17 protein-coding genes are annotated in these 17,114 nt (G+C 54.2%); 8 read left to right on the top strand and 9 right to left on the bottom strand.

What is annotated here, in order from left to right:
• Positions 1-8 precede the first annotated feature (8 nt).
• On the bottom strand, positions 9-782 hold the full coding sequence (nucS, locus tag WLZ34_RS04860) for an endonuclease NucS (RefSeq protein ID WP_434730954.1): 774 nt from the start codon (positions 780-782) through the stop codon (positions 9-11).
• A gap of 51 nt (positions 783-833) precedes the next feature.
• Between nucS and WLZ34_RS04855 the strand changes: the two genes are divergently transcribed.
• From WLZ34_RS04855 to WLZ34_RS04840, 4 genes are read left to right on the top strand one after another with little or no spacing between them, the layout of a single operon-like run.
• Complete coding sequence (locus WLZ34_RS04855) at positions 834-1,685, top strand: MBL fold metallo-hydrolase (RefSeq protein WP_434730953.1); 852 nt, start codon at positions 834-836, stop codon at positions 1,683-1,685.
• Positions 1,686-1,703: 18 nt separating this feature from the next.
• Positions 1,704-2,339 (top strand): hypothetical protein, encoded by a 636-nt coding sequence (locus WLZ34_RS04850; RefSeq protein ID WP_434730952.1) that lies wholly within the window; start codon positions 1,704-1,706, stop codon positions 2,337-2,339.
• Complete coding sequence (gene rqcH, locus WLZ34_RS04845; protein WP_434730951.1) at positions 2,317-4,275, top strand: ribosome rescue protein RqcH; 1,959 nt, start codon at positions 2,317-2,319, stop codon at positions 4,273-4,275. The genes WLZ34_RS04850 and rqcH overlap by 23 nt, the downstream gene beginning before the upstream one ends.
• A gap of 49 nt (positions 4,276-4,324) precedes the next feature.
• Entirely contained in the window at positions 4,325-5,566 is a 1,242-nt protein-coding gene (locus WLZ34_RS04840) for a methionine adenosyltransferase (protein ID WP_434731938.1), read from the top strand.
• Here the strand turns inward: WLZ34_RS04840 and WLZ34_RS04835 are convergent.
• From WLZ34_RS04835 to WLZ34_RS04815, 5 genes are all read right to left on the bottom strand, one after another.
• Positions 5,558-7,588, bottom strand: a complete 2,031-nt coding sequence (locus tag WLZ34_RS04835) for a DUF460 domain-containing protein (protein ID WP_434730950.1) — start codon at positions 7,586-7,588, stop codon at positions 5,558-5,560. The genes WLZ34_RS04840 and WLZ34_RS04835 overlap by 9 nt on opposite strands.
• Positions 7,589-7,654: 66 nt before the next feature.
• Entirely contained in the window at positions 7,655-8,533 is an 879-nt protein-coding gene (locus WLZ34_RS04830; RefSeq protein ID WP_434730949.1) for an RIO1 family regulatory kinase/ATPase domain-containing protein, read from the bottom strand.
• Positions 8,526-9,680 carry an aminotransferase class V-fold PLP-dependent enzyme gene (locus WLZ34_RS04825; RefSeq protein WP_434730948.1) on the bottom strand — a complete coding sequence of 385 codons (1,155 nt, stop codon included), beginning with the start codon at positions 9,678-9,680 and terminating at the stop codon, positions 8,526-8,528. The genes WLZ34_RS04830 and WLZ34_RS04825 overlap by 8 nt, the downstream gene beginning before the upstream one ends.
• Positions 9,681-9,686: 6 nt before the next feature.
• On the bottom strand, positions 9,687-11,042 hold the full coding sequence (locus WLZ34_RS04820) for a RuvB-like helicase (protein WP_434730947.1): 1,356 nt from the start codon (positions 11,040-11,042) through the stop codon (positions 9,687-9,689).
• 73 nt (positions 11,043-11,115) lie between these two features.
• Positions 11,116-11,955, bottom strand: coding sequence for a hypothetical protein (locus WLZ34_RS04815; protein WP_434730946.1), 840 nt, complete (start codon positions 11,953-11,955; stop codon positions 11,116-11,118).
• 135 nt (positions 11,956-12,090) lie between these two features.
• Between WLZ34_RS04815 and WLZ34_RS04810 the strand changes: the two genes are divergently transcribed.
• Positions 12,091-12,564 carry a hypothetical protein gene (locus WLZ34_RS04810; RefSeq protein WP_434730945.1) on the top strand — a complete coding sequence of 158 codons (474 nt, stop codon included), beginning with the start codon at positions 12,091-12,093 and terminating at the stop codon, positions 12,562-12,564.
• A 31-nt stretch (positions 12,565-12,595) separates the two neighbouring features.
• On the opposite strand, the gene WLZ34_RS04805 is transcribed toward WLZ34_RS04810, so the two are convergent.
• From WLZ34_RS04805 to glmM, 3 genes are read right to left on the bottom strand one after another with little or no spacing between them, the layout of a single operon-like run.
• Positions 12,596-12,991 (bottom strand): DUF2153 domain-containing protein, encoded by a 396-nt coding sequence (locus tag WLZ34_RS04805; RefSeq protein ID WP_428727154.1) that lies wholly within the window; start codon positions 12,989-12,991, stop codon positions 12,596-12,598.
• A gap of 57 nt (positions 12,992-13,048) precedes the next feature.
• Entirely contained in the window at positions 13,049-13,450 is a 402-nt protein-coding gene (locus WLZ34_RS04800; RefSeq protein WP_434730944.1) for a Trm112 family protein, read from the bottom strand.
• On the bottom strand, positions 13,447-14,823 hold the full coding sequence (gene glmM / locus WLZ34_RS04795; RefSeq protein WP_434730943.1) for a phosphoglucosamine mutase: 1,377 nt from the start codon (positions 14,821-14,823) through the stop codon (positions 13,447-13,449). The genes WLZ34_RS04800 and glmM overlap by 4 nt, the downstream gene beginning before the upstream one ends.
• Positions 14,824-14,910: 87 nt before the next feature.
• Between glmM and WLZ34_RS04790 the strand changes: the two genes are divergently transcribed.
• From WLZ34_RS04790 to WLZ34_RS04780, 3 genes are read left to right on the top strand one after another with little or no spacing between them, the layout of a single operon-like run.
• Positions 14,911-15,225 (top strand): hypothetical protein, encoded by a 315-nt coding sequence (locus WLZ34_RS04790; RefSeq protein ID WP_434730942.1) that lies wholly within the window; start codon positions 14,911-14,913, stop codon positions 15,223-15,225.
• Entirely contained in the window at positions 15,212-15,913 is a 702-nt protein-coding gene (gene rnhB / locus WLZ34_RS04785) for a ribonuclease HII (protein WP_434730941.1), read from the top strand. The genes WLZ34_RS04790 and rnhB overlap by 14 nt, the downstream gene beginning before the upstream one ends.
• Positions 15,914-17,077, top strand: coding sequence for an OBG GTPase family GTP-binding protein (locus WLZ34_RS04780; protein ID WP_434730940.1), 1,164 nt, complete (start codon positions 15,914-15,916; stop codon positions 17,075-17,077).
• Positions 17,078-17,114: the final 37 nt, after the last annotated feature.

The raw sequence follows: 17,114 nt of genomic DNA, 5'->3' as shown, positions 1-17,114 counted from the left end.
CGTACAGCTCAGCCACTGAGGTACTTGGAGAGTCCTCCAATCCTACCACGCCTCTTGAGGTACTCTAAGACCTTCTTCGCGTCGATGTACCTCCACTCGAGCCCCAGCCTACTGAGCAGCTCGATCGCTGCGGGGGTAAAGGACTGGGCCACGAGTATTCCGCGAGGTCTGCTGCCCTTCTCGTTCTCGAGGGAAACAACGTACTTGTACAGCTGGTAGACAGCGTCCTTGGTGGCCGTGCCGCGCTTGACCTCGACAACCACGTACCTGCCCTCTGCGTCTCTGGCCAATATGTCGACCACACCCATACTAGTCCTGACCTCCCTCGCCAACACCTCTATGCCCTCCCCGAGAATACCCGGGTTCTCGAAAAGGTAGTCCCTGACCTCCGCCTCGTCGAAGTACGTTGAGAACCCCCCTCTATCCGCCAGCCTACCTCTCACCAGCACGCTGACTTTAGTGAAAGCGACTTTCAAGACCTCTCTGGGCTTGTCCCTGACGGCGACCAGGGACAGCCTCCCATCCGGCTCGATCCAGGCCTCTACGAGGTCGGTTCTAGGCTGGTAATTGACCGGTTGGAAACCAGTGGGCCGGTGGACCATTAACGAGCCGTCACTCTTGACTATGACCACTCTCTCCCCTGCGGAAAGCCTCGTGTAGCCCCTACCCTCGTACTCGACCTCGCACTCACCAATGAGGAGGAGCACCTCCTTAGACCTAACAGCGTCGATGACTTCTCTCAACGCGGACTCCAAGTCTGGCTCTTTAATCGCCTTTATCAATCCAGGCAACCAGAATAGACTATCGTGAGTGTGCTTATTTAAGTGGTCCAGATGAAGCTGCGGCTCATAGGCTTCGACAGTATGGGAACCAGGGGTATGGCAGCGTTTATCGACGTGAACGGCGTCACGATATTCGTTGACCCCGGCGCTAACCTGGCGCCTCGCAGATTTGGTCTACCGCCACACGAGGTCGAGCTGGAAGCCTTAGAGAGGGCTCTACACGAAATAAGAAGTCTAATGCTAGAAGCGGAGTACGTCGTCGTGAGCCATTACCACAGAGACCACTTCTTGTACAGGAAGGGCGAGGAGGACCTCTACACCGGCAAGGTCGTTCTAGTAAAAGACTTTACGAGGAATATCAACTTCAGCCAAAGAGCGAGAGCGTACGGTCTGTTCGTTACGAGAGGGGTGTCAAGCAAGGTCAGAAGCCTCGAGATCGCTGACGGCCGGTCTTTCAGGATCGACCGAGACCTAACCATAGAGTTCTCGCCACCACTTCCACACGGGTCAGAGAACACGAGGCTAGGTTACATAGTCTATACCGTTGTAAGAGCGGGCGGGAAAGTCCTTGTACATGCTAGCGATGCCCAGGGCCCGATGTCCAACGCGGGTGTTGAGTTCCTTAAAAAGGCGAGACCCAACGTTCTAATTATAAGCGGACCTCCCACCTATTTGAGAGACCTGAAGACGCCCGAGCCCGAAATAGAGAAAGGCGTCCAGGGACTGCTCGAAGTGGCCTCTTCAATGCCGGAAGGGTCTGTGATCGTAGTCGACCACCACCTCCTCAGAGACCTTGACTACAGGAGGGTTTTTGAGACGGTAGAGAGAGCATTATCGTTGAGAGGCGCGCGTCAGGTTAACGACGGCTGCAGAGTATATGAACCAACCTCTAAACCAGCTTGAAGCGAGGAGGAGGGAGCTGTGGGGTCGCCGATAGTAGTAATTGAACACCTCGAGGAAGCACTGAGCCCGTGGCTGATCTTAGAGTACAGGCACGCCAGTACTATCGCTGGAAGGGAGAACTTGGTCTTCACGAACGTGCCCCCAAACTACACAAGGCTACTCAGCAGGTATGGGAGGGTCGTCAACGAGAGCGTGGTGAGGCTGGTAAAGAGCGGCGTCCTAAAAGCGAGCGAGGTGATCATACTGGACCCCAATGCGTCTCGAAGAATCGAATACGAGGACTTCCTACGCGCTCGGTACTTCGTAGTGGGCGGTATCCTCGGCGATCACCCGCCCCGGGGGAGGACTTATACCAACATCACGTCGAAACTCCCCGAATGCGAGGCTAGAAACATTGGTGAGCAACAGTTCAGCTTAGACGGCACTGTTTACTACATCATGTATTTGTTCAGGAACAGGGGGATTGCGGGGCTGGGTTTCGTCGACGGTGTCACCGTGGAGACCGACCACGGCTATGTATACCTCCCATACCGCTACCCGTTAGTTGAAGACAAGCCTCTCCTGGCGCCCGGGCTGGAGTACTACATTAAGTACAGACGTCTACCCCCCGAGATCGCGGAGGAGATATACGGTGAGGGGTCTAGAGAAAAGTAGCATGGATGTCATAGACGTGTATGTTGCGGCCAGGCTCTACAACGACAGGCTCAAGGACTGTTACCTCGACAACTTCTACAGGGTTCAGTTCTACTGGTTGGCGAAGGTCAGGTGCAGGGAGGGTGTGGCAAACATTAAGCTGGAGCCAGGCGTTAGGTTCCACTTGTCAAATATAGTGCCCTCTGAAAAGAAGGTAGACCCTCTCGCGATATTCGTGAGGAAGCACCTCGACAACGTTAAGGTCCTCGGTGTTAGACAGGTTGGGTGGGAGAGAGTACTGAGAGTAGAGCTCGCCAGGGGGTCTGAAAAGTACAGCCTGTTTATTGAGCTTCTACCACGAGGCGTTGTCGTAATAGCGAACTCCGAGGAGAAGATCTTGTTCGCATCTAGACAAATGGAGCTCAGGGACAGAGTTGTAAAGCGAGGTGTAAAGTACCAGCCTCCTCCTGCGCGAGGGCTGCCTCCCTACTCCGAGAAGCTCGTGGAGGTCCTGCTAGAGCACGACACCCTAATCAAGGGGTTGACCCGTGGTTGGGGTCTACCAGGCTATGTTGCCGAAGAACTTGCTTTCAGGGCCGGGCTATTCGAGTTGAAAAGCGCGAAGCCTGGGGACATTGCGCGAGAGGACCTCGAGAACTTAGCCGGGTTGTACAACGGGGTAGTGAAAGAGGCCGAGAACGGCAAAGGCTTCCTGGTTTATGCCGCGTCCAATGAGCCTCTCCTGTTCACTTCGTTCAAGCCAAGCGTCCTCATTGAGGAGTACGGGCTGAGCGTCAAAGACGTAGACTTCAACACCGCTGTAGACACGTTCTTCGGACACTACGAGAGGAGGGTTGCTAGAGAGACTGCGTTGAGGAGAGTGGGCGAGAAGGCGGCCGAACTAGAGAGGGCCATAGACGAAATCCAGCAACGCATCTCGGCTTTCCAAAAAGACTTAGATTGGTACAGGAGCGTCCTGAGCACCATTTACGAAAACTACGCGCTAGTCGAGCAGGCACTCCTTTGCGCCCAAGAAGTCAGAAGGACTGTTGGCTGGGAGTCGGTACCGGAGAGGTGTAGCGGGGTCGCGTCCTACCAGGCCGACAAGGGGTTGGTCCTCGTAAAAGTCGGGGACTCCCCCCTATGGCTTGACATAAGGCTAGACCTCAAAGGAAACGTCATCGAGATTAAAAAGAGGATCGGCGAGCTGGAGAGGAAGCTCGAAACCGCTATGAACAAAAAGCGTGAAATGGAGGAGGAGCTGAAACAAATAGGCGAAGCATCGCTGGAGGAGCCCAGACTTGTGATAAGGCCTAGAGAGTGGTACGAGAGGTTTCACTGGACGATTACGAGCAACGGGTTCCTGGCTATAGGTGGGCGCGACGCCGACCAGAACGAGACGATATACAGGAAGTACATGGAGGAGAGCGACATATTCCTCCACGCCGATGTACACGGGGCACCGGTGGTTGTAGTGAAGACCCGCGGCAGGGACGTGCCCGAGACCGATATACGCGAAGCAGCGTATCTGACCGCCTGCTACTCGAAAGCTTGGAGGGCTGGTCTAGCGTCCATAGAGGTGTTCTGGGTGAGGGGAGGACAGGTCTCCAAGTCGCCCCCGAGCGGGGAGTACCTGTCAAAAGGCTCATTCATGGTCTACGGTAAAAGAAACTACCTGAGCATACCCCTCGAGTTGGCGCTGGGGGTCGAGAAGGTTGAGAGTAGCGTCTACGGGGTCTACTACAGGCTGTTCACGGGCCCTGAGGACCTCGTCAAGCGCAGAACAGTCTCATACGTGGTTCTGAGGCCGTCCAACCAGCCTGTCGAGACTGTTGCGAAGGAAGTCTACGGTTTGATCGTGAAGGGGCTGGCCAGCGAGTTCATCTCGGTCAACGACATAGTTGAGCGTCTACCGGGCCCCTCCGTGGTAGTAAAAACAGTCAAGACTTGGGGTTAATTATAAAATCTTTTGGTTCTATTAATTAAGGAAACAACCTGGGCTATTGGTGATTAAAGTGGCGAGAAACATAGTCGTTGAACCGATAAAATTTCAAAGCGTCAGGGACATGCGTGTAGAGCTAGTTGAAAGGAAGGGGTTGGGGCACCCCGACTACATAGCGGACTCGGCTAGCGAAGTTGCCTCGAGGGCTCTCTGCCAGTACTACTTAAAGGAGTTCGGGACGATCCTACACCACAACCTCGACAAAACACTGCTCGTGGGCGGTCAGGCCAACCCCCGTTTCGGTGGAGGCGAGGTCATTGAACCGATCTACATTATAGTGGCCGGTAGAGCCACTACGGAGGTTAGAACCGAGAGTGGCGTCGAGAGAGTGCCGTTTGGCAGTATCATCGTAAAGGCGGTTAGGGACTGGATCAGAGAGAACATGAGGTATCTAGACCCGGACTCACACTTAGTAGTAGACTACATGGTCAGGAAGGGGAGCGCCGACCTTGTCGCTGTGTTCGAAGCGGGTAAACGAAGTGTACCCCTGGCCAACGACACCAGTATCGGGGTCGGCTTCTACCCGCTTACACCACTAGAGCAGCTAGTCCGCGAGACCGAGAGGCTTCTCAACTCTCGCGATTACAAGAAAAAGCTCCCAGCTGTGGGAGAGGACATAAAGGTGATGGGTCTAAGGGTGGACAAGAAGGTGAGGCTGACCATAGCCGTCGCGTTCATCGACAGCCAGGTCAAGGACGTCGGCGAGTACTCGAACTACAAGCAACAAGTGGTCGAGGACGTCTTGAACCTCGCCTCGAAAGTCATGCCAGACTACAACGTGGAGGTACACGTCAACACAGCAGACATGCCCGAAAAAGGCGTAGTGTACCTAACCGTTACGGGGACTAGCGCTGAGCACGGGGACGACGGGGCGACAGGCCGGGGGAATAGGGCTAACGGGCTGATAACGCCTATGAGGCCGATCAGCTTGGAGGCTACGGCTGGCAAGAACCCGGTTAACCACGTCGGCAAGATATATAACGTGTTGGCGGAGCTCCTCGCAAAGAAAATATACGAGGCGTCTAGCGAGTACGTGAAAGACGTCTACGTGGAGATCTTGAGCCAGATAGGTAAGCCCATAGACAGCCCCCAAGTAGTCAGCGTTAAGATGATCCCGCTAGACTTCTCCAAGACCGACCTGCCCTCCCACATAGTCAGCGAGATCGAGGGTGTTGTTAACAACGAGCTAGACAACATCAGGGACGTCACGAGGCTGATACTCGAGGGTAAAGTTACACTATATTGACCTGTCGAAGCGCTTGACACCGAGTTTTTTCATGCGATCGGCTTGATACTCCTCAATGAGTTTGAGCACGCGATTAAGCTCGTCCTCTCTCTCCTGTTTCTCGATGTCGCTCCAAAGCTTCTGGCCTTCGCTAATGACCCTCTTCTCGACTATAACCACGTCGTTAAACTCCACGACAGGGTTGTACTCTATAATTGCTGCCGGCGTGTAGCTAATACCCTTCTTACGGGTCAAGACGACGATCTTGTTCGACTTCAAGTACTTGAGAGTCTCCTCATCCAACACCCCAACCTCGTCCACGAAGACGACGAGCTGTGGTGGAGTAACTTTTAGCGCGTCAGGGAGTTTTCTAAACCTTGGGACAACTAACAAGTTGCCCTCGGACACCTCCTTGAGGGCTTTAGACAACCTGTTCAGCGTCTCGGCCAGTTCGTCGATCTTCCTCTCCTTGTCCTCTACGCTCTTCCTCAGCTCGCCGATCTCGTTTGTCAGCATGTAAATCCTTCTCTCGCACTCCTCGTCCCACTTTTTACTGCTTAAGAGCTTTAATTCGAGCTCGAGGTCCCTTAAAGCCTCCTCTTTCTCAGCTAGCTTGTTCTCCAGGGACTTGACTAGGGCCTCCAATTCTACGAGCCTCTGTTTCAACGCTAGAGTGTCGCTTGACTCCTGTGTTCCTTGTCGCTCAATAAGGGCTACCGGCTTGGCGGGTGCCGAGGATTTCTTGAGCTCTATCTCGATGTACTTCTCTATCACTTCGTTTACAGGTCTTCCCTTCAGGATTTCCCTCAGTATGTAGGGCAGGCTGTTCTTAAATCTATAGTGTCTCGCGTACCTCCTCACCACCAATAGCTTTTCCGAGATCATGTTCAACGCCTTGTAGGCGGCCGCCACCGCGTCTTTGACGTGAGAGTCTTTTAGCTCTAGGTCCTTGTTCAGACTGACGGCTTTCTCGAGTAGCCTTTGCTTCTCGCTCGCCTCCAGGTCCCTGGGAGGCGATATAAGGACCGAGCCCGTCTGGGCCGCGATCTTCTCGACGAGGTCTGGTGGGCTGTTAACGTCGCTGGTGACCACAACGGGTATACCGTACTCAGATATGATGTTTACTATAGCGGACCTGTCTATACCCCTGTAGGACGAAGCGTGTAGAACCCTACCGTCGAGGTCTATAATGGCCAAGCCCGTGGTCATGCCAGGGTCTATTCCAACGATTACGGGCCTGAACGGGGTTTCCTTGTCCTCTTCCCCGACGAAGATGTCCGCTAGGGGTTTTATTACTACTTTCACCCCCTTGCTCTTAATAGGTCTCACCAGCCCATACAACTCACTGCGCGGAGCGTAGACTATGAAGACGCTCCTCTCTAGACCCCCCTTACTCCTCCTGATATATAGGTCGTAGTCTAACCCTTTCTCGTCGAGCACCTTCTTTATGTCCTTTGTAACCGAGAGTATCCCGGCCCTAATACTCCTTAGATACCTGTTCAGGCTCATACCTCCGTGGCTTACACTTCTACCCCGTGTAACAACGATTTTCGTCTTCGTGACACGCCTCCCGATCTTAAGACCCACACCTCTACTAGCGGCATACGCTATTATGCGGGCTGAGGACAGCGGGTCTGAAGTGTTCAGGCCGTCTAGGCCTAAACTCCTCTTGATCTCCTCGAGGCTCCTGAATCCTTCTACCCCTGCCGTGACCTGGACGATCTCCGTGGATTCTGGGAACATCTCGAAGAGCTTTAGCAGACTCTTTTTATCGGGGGCGAGCTCGTAGATGTTGTCGACGGCGACGATCGCTTTCCCGCACTCCCACGCAAGCCTAATTATTTTACCTAGAGTCGCGTCTCTCAGTTCCTGTTTGACCTCGTTGTTTCTCAGAACGACAACCGAGTACTTAGCCGCTTGAGTGGACGAGGGTGAGTGACCTGGCTGGATGTCCACGCCTATTACACATACGTCCTCCGAGCCCCTGTTAGTTGGACCCTCGAACTGGGACAAAATGCCAGCCCTTGGCGCACTGTCAGCCAACAAACATGCAAGTATTTCACGCCTTATTTAATAATTCCCGAAGTCTCGTGCCCCTCCCCCTCGAGGTTAGGTCGTGATATACCTAACGACTTCGTCCGGGTCCCCGCCGACACCGTACACTTTGCCGAAGAACCGCAGGATGTACTTGACATCCCTGCTGAGTAGAGGGAGGGCGTTGGGCTCCTCCTTGTACACGAATTGAGGCCAGTCGATGATGTAGGGCCTCTCTTCATTTTTTGACACGATTATGTTGTACTCGCTCAGATCCCCGTGGACGATGCCTACTTTCGAGTAGGCTATCCTCAGCGTCTCGAAGATCTGCTCCAAGACCTTCAATGGGTCTCTAAGTGGCGGCCTGCGGAACAGCTCGACTCCGTCGATGAACTCCATTACTGTCGCGTGCCTGTTGAAGCCATAGGGCCTAGGTACGTTCGCCTTGTTGCTATAGAGGTCGACCAGCGCCTTGAACTCTCTCTCGGCCGCGGCCTTGGACTGCTCAAACCACGTGGTTGTTGGCGACTGGGCCCAGCTCCTCAGAAGCTTCGTCCTCCTAAAGCTGGAACGGCCGATCCTCAAGAACTTTATAACCAGTACTTCTCCGCTGGGTGACATGGCTCTGTACAAGTCGCTCTCCTTACCGACGCCCACCTTATCGCCTATGGCGGATACAATGTTCTGGTCAACGAGACTCTTCAACGCTAGCATATCGAGGGCCAGGTAAGTCAGCCTAAAAGACCTAGAGGACCCCGTCAAAGCCGACTTTACTAGTTTGAGCTTGTGGAGCTTGTACAGCACCAGCGAGGCTTTCTCCTCGTATAACCTGGTCTCCCTGACGATGTCTTCTAGCGGGATAAGCTCCCGCCTCTTTGAGAGCCTCTCCATCGCCCTGAGAACCTTGAAGTCGTCCTCGTTCAACGATCTATAGATGAGGCCGAGACTAGGCATCAGTTGTAGTCCTCGCTATTTCGTCTAGGGCGTCCAGGAACCTGCCGATCAAATGCTCGTTGAAGTGGGGCATTACCACGACTCTCAACCCGCGGATGCTGGGCGCCTTGTAGACAAACAGGCCTCTCTCGGCCAGGTACTCGAGGAGAGCCCGGCTGTCCACCCTCCTATGCCTGAAGGCCATAATGGTGGTTTGAGGCTTGACAACCTCGAATCCGCGTAGTGAGCTAATCCTTTCGTAGAGGTCGGCGGCCACTGTATACGCCCATAGCGCCCTCTCCCTTAGACGCGCTGCTCCCACTGCTTTGACGACGGCCCAGATACCTGCTAGGCTGCCTCCGGGTCTAGTCCCCAGTATGCCGCACGTCCTCCCCGAGAGCGTGTAGGAGTATTCGAAGCAGCTCTTATCCAGGTACTCGTCGCTAGAGAACAGTAAGAGCCCGGCTGGTGGGGGGGCTGCCGCGAACTTGTGGAAGTCCACGGCGATGCTCGAGACACCCGGGTAGAAGTAGACGTTGTCTCTAAGAAGCCCCTTCTCGTACAGGAACGGTACGATCAAGCCCCCGTAAGCTGCGTCAACGTGTAGGTAGACGCCGTGCTCTGAAGCCGCTCTGGCGACCTCTCTCAACGGGTCCACTAGACCCAGCTCCGTGGTACCTGCTGTCACAACGATCGCGAAGGGTCTGTGAGCCCGAATGTAGTCCTCGAGCAGTCCCGGGTCGACCGGCTTGTTTCCTGTCGGGACTTTCACGAGTTTACAGCCTAATAGCCTGCAACCCTTCTCTACAGACAAGTGGACGGTGTCGGGTGCTAGAACAACACTACTCTCCCTCCCGTGGAGTTCCCTGGCGACAAAGAGCGCCACTATATTGGACTCGGTAGCGCCAGCCGTGACGTAGCCTTTGCCAGACCCATACAAAGCGGCTGTGAATTCGAGGACTTCCCTGTACATGTCTTTGAGAGGCGGGAAGAGCTCAACGTCCGCCAGGTTCGTGTGCGAAAAAACACTGAAGGCGTGAAGTGCTAAGGGGTCTGGCGTAGTGGTCATCGAGCCGAGTATTGATGACTCGTGTCTAGGGGTCTTGCTACTAAGGACGTGAAGATCCCTCAGTAGACCGGCTACTCTATTCTTCTCGAGGGCCGTCATCAACTCTCACTTTAAGAACTTGGACTCGAACTCTTTCAAGTACTTAACGCTGGCTGACAAGTCTATGAATAGCTGTCTCGCCCTCCTCACCTCTTCGACCCCTACCTGCTCCTTACCGTTCTCGCCGGCTATTATGTAGGCGGGCTCCAGAAGCTGTACAGCGTACCTCAAGCTCGTCTCGGTAGCGAGCCTGACTAGCTCCTCTAGAGCTTCATCGCTCAGCTTGATGTCCTCCTCTTCTGCTCTAATCTTGATTATCTCCCTCATCTCTTCAGAGGTGTAAGGTCTCGTTGGTATTATCAACAACCTGTCGAGGAGGTCCAGGGGGATACCGTGCGGGGACTCGATGTCCGTACCCCTTATCTTGGCCATCCCTCTATTGGTCGCGAGGATGATCAAGGGGGAGAACTCGCTCTCCATCGCCCTCGTCAAGAAGCTGAAAGCCTCGATATCGAGCATGTGGGCATCGTCTATGAACAAGACTCCGGGGACTATCTCGCCCTTATTGCTCTCGATCCACTTCCTAACCGTCTCGTCGACCTCTTTCCTAACCTCCGGCGGTATCTCCTTCTCGAAGGCGAAACCGAAGAAGCTTATCAACGCCCTCTGGGAGGCAACGATCGTGTCAAGCTCGTGCAGCGTAAGGGTTCTGACTATCTCTTTCTCCTTCTTGACCGGACCGCGAGGTATCTCGACAAGCCTCTTGGTCTCCACGTCGTACGTCTTCACCTCGGCGAAGTCCTTCGCCTTGCCCTCCCTGAAGACCCTGCCCGTCTCTGCGTCGATCCATATGACGTCACCCCTCCTAATCCCCATCTCGATTATTTGCTCGGTTATCTCCTCGCCGACTGTCAGCGGGACTTCCTCGTCCTTTGTCGCTAGTACTATGCGTGCTTCACGGGGTATGGTGAGGTAGGGTGCCATGGGATGCCTCACTCTCTTGACTTTGACGTCCTTGACAACGCCTTCGTAGACAAGCCTTCTCTCCCTTATCCTCACGCCTAGAGACCTGCGTAGAGCCTCCATGAGTATTTCCGTCTTTTTCTTCTCGCTACTGTAAATCTCGCTGCCGCTCATTATGACAAACGGCGTATCTTCGCCGAGCTCTCTCGCGATCGCAATAGCCAACGCCGTCTTGCCAGTACCAGGGGGCCCGACGAAGAGGATGCCCCTGCCACTCATCCTGCCCGACTTGATTATTTGTACTATAATGCCGGCTGCCTCCCTAGCTTCTCTCTGCCCCACTAACCCGTCCGCAACAGGTAGGGCCCTGCCCTTCTCGTCCAGTCCCAGCCCCCTTATGTGGCTGTGGGTACTGATCCTCGCCATCCTCCTGATAGTCTCTACTTTAATCTCTGGCATTGCTTACACCACCCTTCGCACTGGGTAGCTCAAAACCAATAATCAATACTCTCTATAATTAGAAGTGGTCGTTTTATTCCTTGTAGCTATCGAGTAGGGCCCTAATCCTCCTCGTTATCTCGTCACTCGAGAACCCTGTGGCCCTCAACGCGTTGATCTTGTAGAGCAGCAGGTCCTTGCCTATCTCTCCGTAGTTTCTCGCGAACAGCTTTAAGACCTCCTCGTCTACCTCCACGCTAACAGCGTCTACGAAGACTAGACCCTCCTTTTCGAGCGTGTAGCTGGAGACAAGCCTTGCGTAAGCGCTCCCTCCGTACTTGGCTGCCTCGAATAGCACCAGGTATGTAGCGTTGGTGACAACGATCAGGGTGTACAGCGTGATCGTGAGGGCGTCATACCCTTGTTCAAACGAGGTAGAAAGGCCCAACAGCCCGCCTAATATGTCCAACAGGTATGAAGACGCTGCGGACAAAGCGAAGAGGGGTACTGCAATAGCCCCCAGTATGAACGAGAGTAGCGGGACGAATAGACCGGAACTCGCGTAGCATAGGAGAAACGCTATTGAGGACAGAACAACAGGGGCGGCGAGTTGTAATCTCTGTAACCTACTGCTTCTGAGAGCACGAGCATACGTCTCCTCTAGGGTGTTCCCAAGGTCTCTCAACAGGGACGCTACTGCGGTGCTGTCGAAACCCCTCTCGACGGCGTATGCCAATTGCGTCACCCTGTAGAGGAGAAGATAGGCCCCGAAAACAACCTCGCGGTCCAAACCATATAATTGGAGTCTACTAAGCCTATCATATGCTTCCTTGACTCTGTCGACCTCGCTTCTGAGACTGGGGTTTTTCAACGCCACGATATCTAATATCCGGGCCACATCTATTCTTTCCAGCTCTCCTCTAACCTCTCCCAAACCTGACCATCACGCAACTGCTTATCTTCCAGACTATTAGAGATGACGTATCGGCTCAAATACTTCGCCGGTACAATGCTGCGACTCAATTTTATAGGCCGTGATAACGTAATAGGTACAAGGCGGGTGTGGCGAGTGTCTAAACCGCAACAACCACAAACCTCCAAGAGCAAGGAGCTAAAGATCGTTACAAGGCATGTCGTGACCTTAAGCGACGTCGAGAAAAGCCCTAGACTAATAAAGCTCCTATACATCACCTCCCAATTCAAGGACATAAGCGAAAAAGCACTGATACACCTCCTTTACCATATGCGGCAAAACGGGTACGACCTCGGCTACAACTTCGTCGTCATAGGCCAGACCCCGACGAGCAAGGACGTATCAAGCGACCTCTCAGTTCTCAAGTACCTCGGCTTACTAGAGGTGAACGAGAAGAAAAAACTGTCCGTGAGCAGCCTAGGCAGGGAGTTCCTAGGGAAACACCTTGAGACATCTCTTAAGAACGACAAGGAGGCCATAGAGAAGCTCGTCAACGAGCTCAAGACCAAAATCGCCCCGATCGACACGGAAGTCGAGATTAAGGTCAAGAGAAGGGCGTCCAAAGCGTAGCTGAGAGCTCGAAACCTCCGCTTCAAGAATGCTATATTTGGAGCTGTACCCTCTTGGGCTCCTTCTCCCCCTTCTCGTAGAACAACAGCGGGTTTAGTCTACCCTCCGCCGACAGTTTCTTCAAGAACTCGTTGTACCTGCTCGTGTGCTCGATGTCTAGGTCTATGAGACCGTAGAGTAGTACCCTCAGCTTCTCCCACAAGTCCACCAGCATCTCCCTCGGCATGTGAGCTGTGATGGCCGGGTCTTTCAACCACTGGTCGAAGGCCTCTATAGTCCTCATCATGTGCTGGAAGGCCATTCTAGACAGCAGTATCAGGGCGAGTCTATCGGCCTCTCTGTAGTCCGCCTCCGCCTTCTTGAACCCCTCCTTGACCTCCTGTTGCCTCTTAACCCATGCATCTAGGTTTGCGAAAATGTCCCCCATTACAGCCCACATCCAAGCTGGTTGTTAAGGTGTAATAGGTAGCTACCCTAATAAGCTCTAGCCCCCAATAGTCCTGGACAAGTTGAACGGCTTCCCCTCGTAGACTACGTGGCTGGGGAGCTTGTCTCTATAAGCCTCCAGGAATTTGAGGTCTGACTCGGCCTTCCTCTTCTTATCCGGCAACAAGTAGACTATACCGTTCTTGATCGGGTACCACCTACCGCAGTTAGGACAGTAGAGGACGCCCGTCTTGATGCCTACTCTTAAACACCTGTCGCACGGGTACTGCTCCCCTTTGACTACGGGCTTGTTCAAGTAGGCACAGTAATTACGGCATATAGGGAACTCCAGCCCTGTAGCGTCGACGTCTTGCTCCTCCGACTCCAACACCACTAGCTGGAGAGGGTGGTGTTTACACTCGACGCACCGTATAAAGTCTACGCCCCAGTAGCGCATCATGCTCTCGCCCCCGCTACTTCGCCGATGATCTTCTCTATCCTCTCAACTATCTCCCTAGCTTTACTCTCGCTCTCCGCCTCCAGCATCACTCTAAGGAGGGGCTCAGTGCCGCTTGGACGGACGAGCACCCAGTAGCCTCTGCTAATCACCTTGACGCCGTCTACGGTTATCTGCCTCTCGTTCTTGAACTCCTCCTTCACCCTCTCGACTACTTTCAGCGCGGTCTCTCTGTCCATACCGTACTTTTTCTTCAAGACGTAGACCTTGGGCAACATGCCGTACAGCTCACTAGGTTTAGCCCTGAGCCTCGCGAGCATCTCGAGGAACAGCGCCATAGTCATCCCACCGTCCCTAACGTACTGGTGCGGGGGGTACATGAACCCGCCGTTCTCCTCGAACCCGCACAACACGTCTTGGTGTTTCTTCATCTCGTGGGCTATGTCTACGCTCCCGACCTTCAACCACACCACACTGACGCCCAGCGGCTTAAGCACGTCTTCGATCACGGTACTGCTAGAGACCGCCGTGAATACCTTAGAGCCCTTCTCGCCCCGCTCCTTCTTCAGGTAGTAGGCCAAGAGCGTGGCTGTCCTGTCCCCCCACTGCACGACTCCGTTTTCGTCTACTACTATGACCCTGTCCGCGTCGGCGTCGTGTGCAAACCCTGCTACGGCCCCGTAGTCCTTAACCAGCTTCACAGTCTCCACGAGCGTCTCGGGCGTGGGCTCCGGGCTCCTGGCGGGGAAGAGGGGGTCTAGCGTGCCGTTGACGACCACGGCCTTGACGCCGAGCTTCATAGCGATCTTGGGCGTGGTCAAGGCGCCAACGCTGTTGACGGGGTCTACGACTATTTTGAAACCAGCCTTCGCTATGAGGTAACTGTCAACGAGTTTGACGACGCCCTCCACGTATATGTCGTTACACACCTTGAACTCGACGACGTCGTTCACTACACTCCTCCAGCTAGAGACCCTGAACTTGCTGTTTAGGTAGATGTCTTCGATTTCGTCTTCGTGTTCCCTGGGTATCTCGACGCCGTCCGGTCCGATCACCTTTATCCCGTTGTATTCCGGTGGGTTGTGACTCGCAGTGATCATCACGCCTCCGTCAAAACCCTCTTTTTTAACACAGTACTGGAGCGCGGGTGTCGGAGTGTAACCGGCGTCGTATACTTTGACCCCCGCCGACAACAGACCCCCTATCACGATACTCTTGATCATGTCGCCTCCAGCCCTAGAGTCCCTGCCGATGACGACTTTAGACCCCTCTCCAAAGTAGCTGCCTATGGCCTGGGCCATCTTCAAGACGAACTCGGGTGTTAGGGTCTCGTTGACGACGCCTCTAATCCCATCTGTGCCAAAGAACTTACCCAAGACCTACACCTGACGTTCAACCACTAATAAGAGGTGTTACCAAGTATTTTAATAAACTCTGGCAGAACCCTAGGCTAGGAGTGCCCGATGTACGTAGTAGTGCTAGCATCGCAGGGTTGCGACGACCTAGCCGAGGTCAAGAGATACAGGAGCTCGAGGAAAGTACTCATGTACACTAGAGGCGTCGAGAGGCTTGTTAGAGGGCTGGCGCGGAGTATAGACGAGGAGGTCGTGCTGGTGAAAGTCGGCGATTTCAGCGAGGAGAACATGCTCAAGCTCTACGTAATGTACCCACCGGAACTCGTTTTAAACTGCGATTGCTCATTTAAATTCACAGGCTACAGCGAGCTTGTTAGATCAAGTGGCGTAGAAGAGGTCAACATCTGTCTTGACAAAGCATAGACTCGTCATAGGGATAGACGAGGCGGGGAGAGGGCCTTTAATCGGGGATATGGTAGTTACCGGCGTAGCAGTGTCTAGTAGCGTAATAAATAAACTCGAACAGCTCGGCGTCAGGGATAGCAAGGCCTTGTCTCCCGGAGCGAGGTCCAAGGCAAGGGCAGCGGTCTTAAGCGAAGTTCCGGTGTCTTTCGTCTCGATCTACGTCCACGCCGCCGAAATAGATTCGAAGAACTTAAACACGGCCACGCTGGAGGCCGCCAAGACGGTGCTTCTCCTGATCCGCGAGTTGGCGTGGAGAGGTGGGGAGGTCGAGATCTATGTCGACGAGATAAAAGGCGGGGAGTCCAAGCTCAGACGTTTTTCCACAGAGCTCTACGGGGACAAGCTAGCGGTATTCGTCATGGAGCCAGAGGCCGACTCCAAGTACCCGGTGGTCTCCCTGGCGAGCATAATAGCCAAAACGCTTAGAGACGAGAGTATCCAGCCTGGTAGAGTCCTCTTCGGCGATTTCGGTTCAGGGTACTCCGCTGACCCGAAGACGGTTAAGTGGGTGACCGAGTACTCTAAGCTAAGCCCGCCACCGCTCATAGTGAGAAGGAAGTGGAGGAACCTGGAGAGACTTGCCCCCTCATGGTGGAAGAAGAGTGCTAGGAGCCTCCTCGACTACATTAAGAGGGGTGAGACCTAGATGGTGACGAACCTTCCAGCCGAGGCCAAGGCCAAGTGGCTGAAAGTACTCGAGGCTAGGACTCTAGAGGAAAAGATCAAAGCCCTCGAAGAGTTCCTATCCGCGGTTCCTAAACACAAGGGGACCGAGAACCTAAGGGAGTGGGCTACTAAAAGACTGGCCGAGCTGAGAGACGAGCTCGAGGAGAGGAGGAGAAAGGCTACCAGGCGGGGGGTAAGCTTCCTCGTAGAGAAGGAGGGGGCCGCTCAGGTGGTACTCGTTGGGCTGCCTAACTCGGGTAAGAGCCTTTTAGTCCACAAACTGACAGGTGCTAGAACGAGAGTCTCCGAAGTGCCCTTCTCTACGACGTCCCCCCAGGTAGGTATGTTGAGGTACGAAGACATATACTTCCAGCTGGTCGACTCCCCACCGGTATTACCGGGTAAAGGACCGTACAACACCAAGGTCATGGGCCTCTGCCGAAACGCTGACTTGATCCTATTGGTCCTAGACGCTACCAGGGACGTCGTAAGCGACTACCTGGCGTTGAGAAGGGAGCTGGAGTCGGCTGGGATACTCCTTTCGAGGCCGAAAGGTAGGGTGGAGATCGAGAGGTTCAAGACCGGGAAAGTGGGTATAAGGGTTACCATGATGGGCGAGCTCGTCAACGCCACCGTCGAGGACGTGAAGAAGCTTCTGGCGTCCTACAACATCTACAACGCGCACGTCAGGATTATGGGTAGCGTGAGTCTCGACGACGTCGAGCACGCGATCTTTGGAAACGTCCTATACAAGCCCTCGGTCACCGTGGTTAACAAGATCGATCTCGGCGATAAGGCGTTCGTCCAGGAGCTCGTGAGCAAGGCTGGCGTTCCAGGCGTGGTCGTAGGGGTGTCAGCACTGACCGGTGAGGGCCTCGACAAGCTGGGCGAGCTGATCTTCAGGGAGCTGGAGATCATCCGCGTCTACACAAAGTCTCCTCATGGAGGGGTCTCGAACAAACCGCTCATCCTCAAGAGAGGGGCGACGGTACTAGACGTCGCCAGGCGCGTCCACGATGACTTTGTTAAGAACTTCTACTACGCCAGAATATGGGGTCCTTCGTCGAAGTACCCCGGTGAGAAGGTCGGACTCGACCACGTGTTGATGGACAAGGACGTTGTCGAGATCCACCTGAAAGACTGAAGCCGAATACGTTGCGCTGCCCTGGGTCATCGGCTCG

Source organism: Thermogladius sp. KZ2Tp1 (genome assembly GCF_051131135.1).
Lineage (GTDB): Archaea > Thermoproteota > Thermoprotei_A > Sulfolobales > Desulfurococcaceae > Thermogladius.
The sequence above is the reverse complement of the archived record's forward strand: the minus strand, read 5'-3'. Positions and strand labels throughout refer to the sequence as shown.

Coding starts and splice junctions, on each gene's coding strand:
- WLZ34_RS04805 (WP_428727154.1), bottom strand. CDS start 12,991: ATGGGGGACATTTTCGCAAACCTAGATGCATGGGTTAAGAGGCAACAG.
- WLZ34_RS04780 (WP_434730940.1), top strand. CDS start 15,914: ATGGTGACGAACCTTCCAGCCGAGGCCAAGGCCAAGTGGCTGAAAGTA.
- WLZ34_RS04855 (WP_434730953.1), top strand. CDS start 834: ATGAAGCTGCGGCTCATAGGCTTCGACAGTATGGGAACCAGGGGTATG.
- WLZ34_RS04830 (WP_434730949.1), bottom strand. CDS start 8,533: ATGCCTAGTCTCGGCCTCATCTATAGATCGTTGAACGAGGACGACTTC.
- WLZ34_RS04800 (WP_434730944.1), bottom strand. CDS start 13,450: ATGATGCGCTACTGGGGCGTAGACTTTATACGGTGCGTCGAGTGTAAA.
- WLZ34_RS04790 (WP_434730942.1), top strand. CDS start 14,911: ATGTACGTAGTAGTGCTAGCATCGCAGGGTTGCGACGACCTAGCCGAG.
- WLZ34_RS04820 (WP_434730947.1), bottom strand. CDS start 11,042: ATGCCAGAGATTAAAGTAGAGACTATCAGGAGGATGGCGAGGATCAGT.
- WLZ34_RS04825 (WP_434730948.1), bottom strand. CDS start 9,680: ATGACGGCCCTCGAGAAGAATAGAGTAGCCGGTCTACTGAGGGATCTT.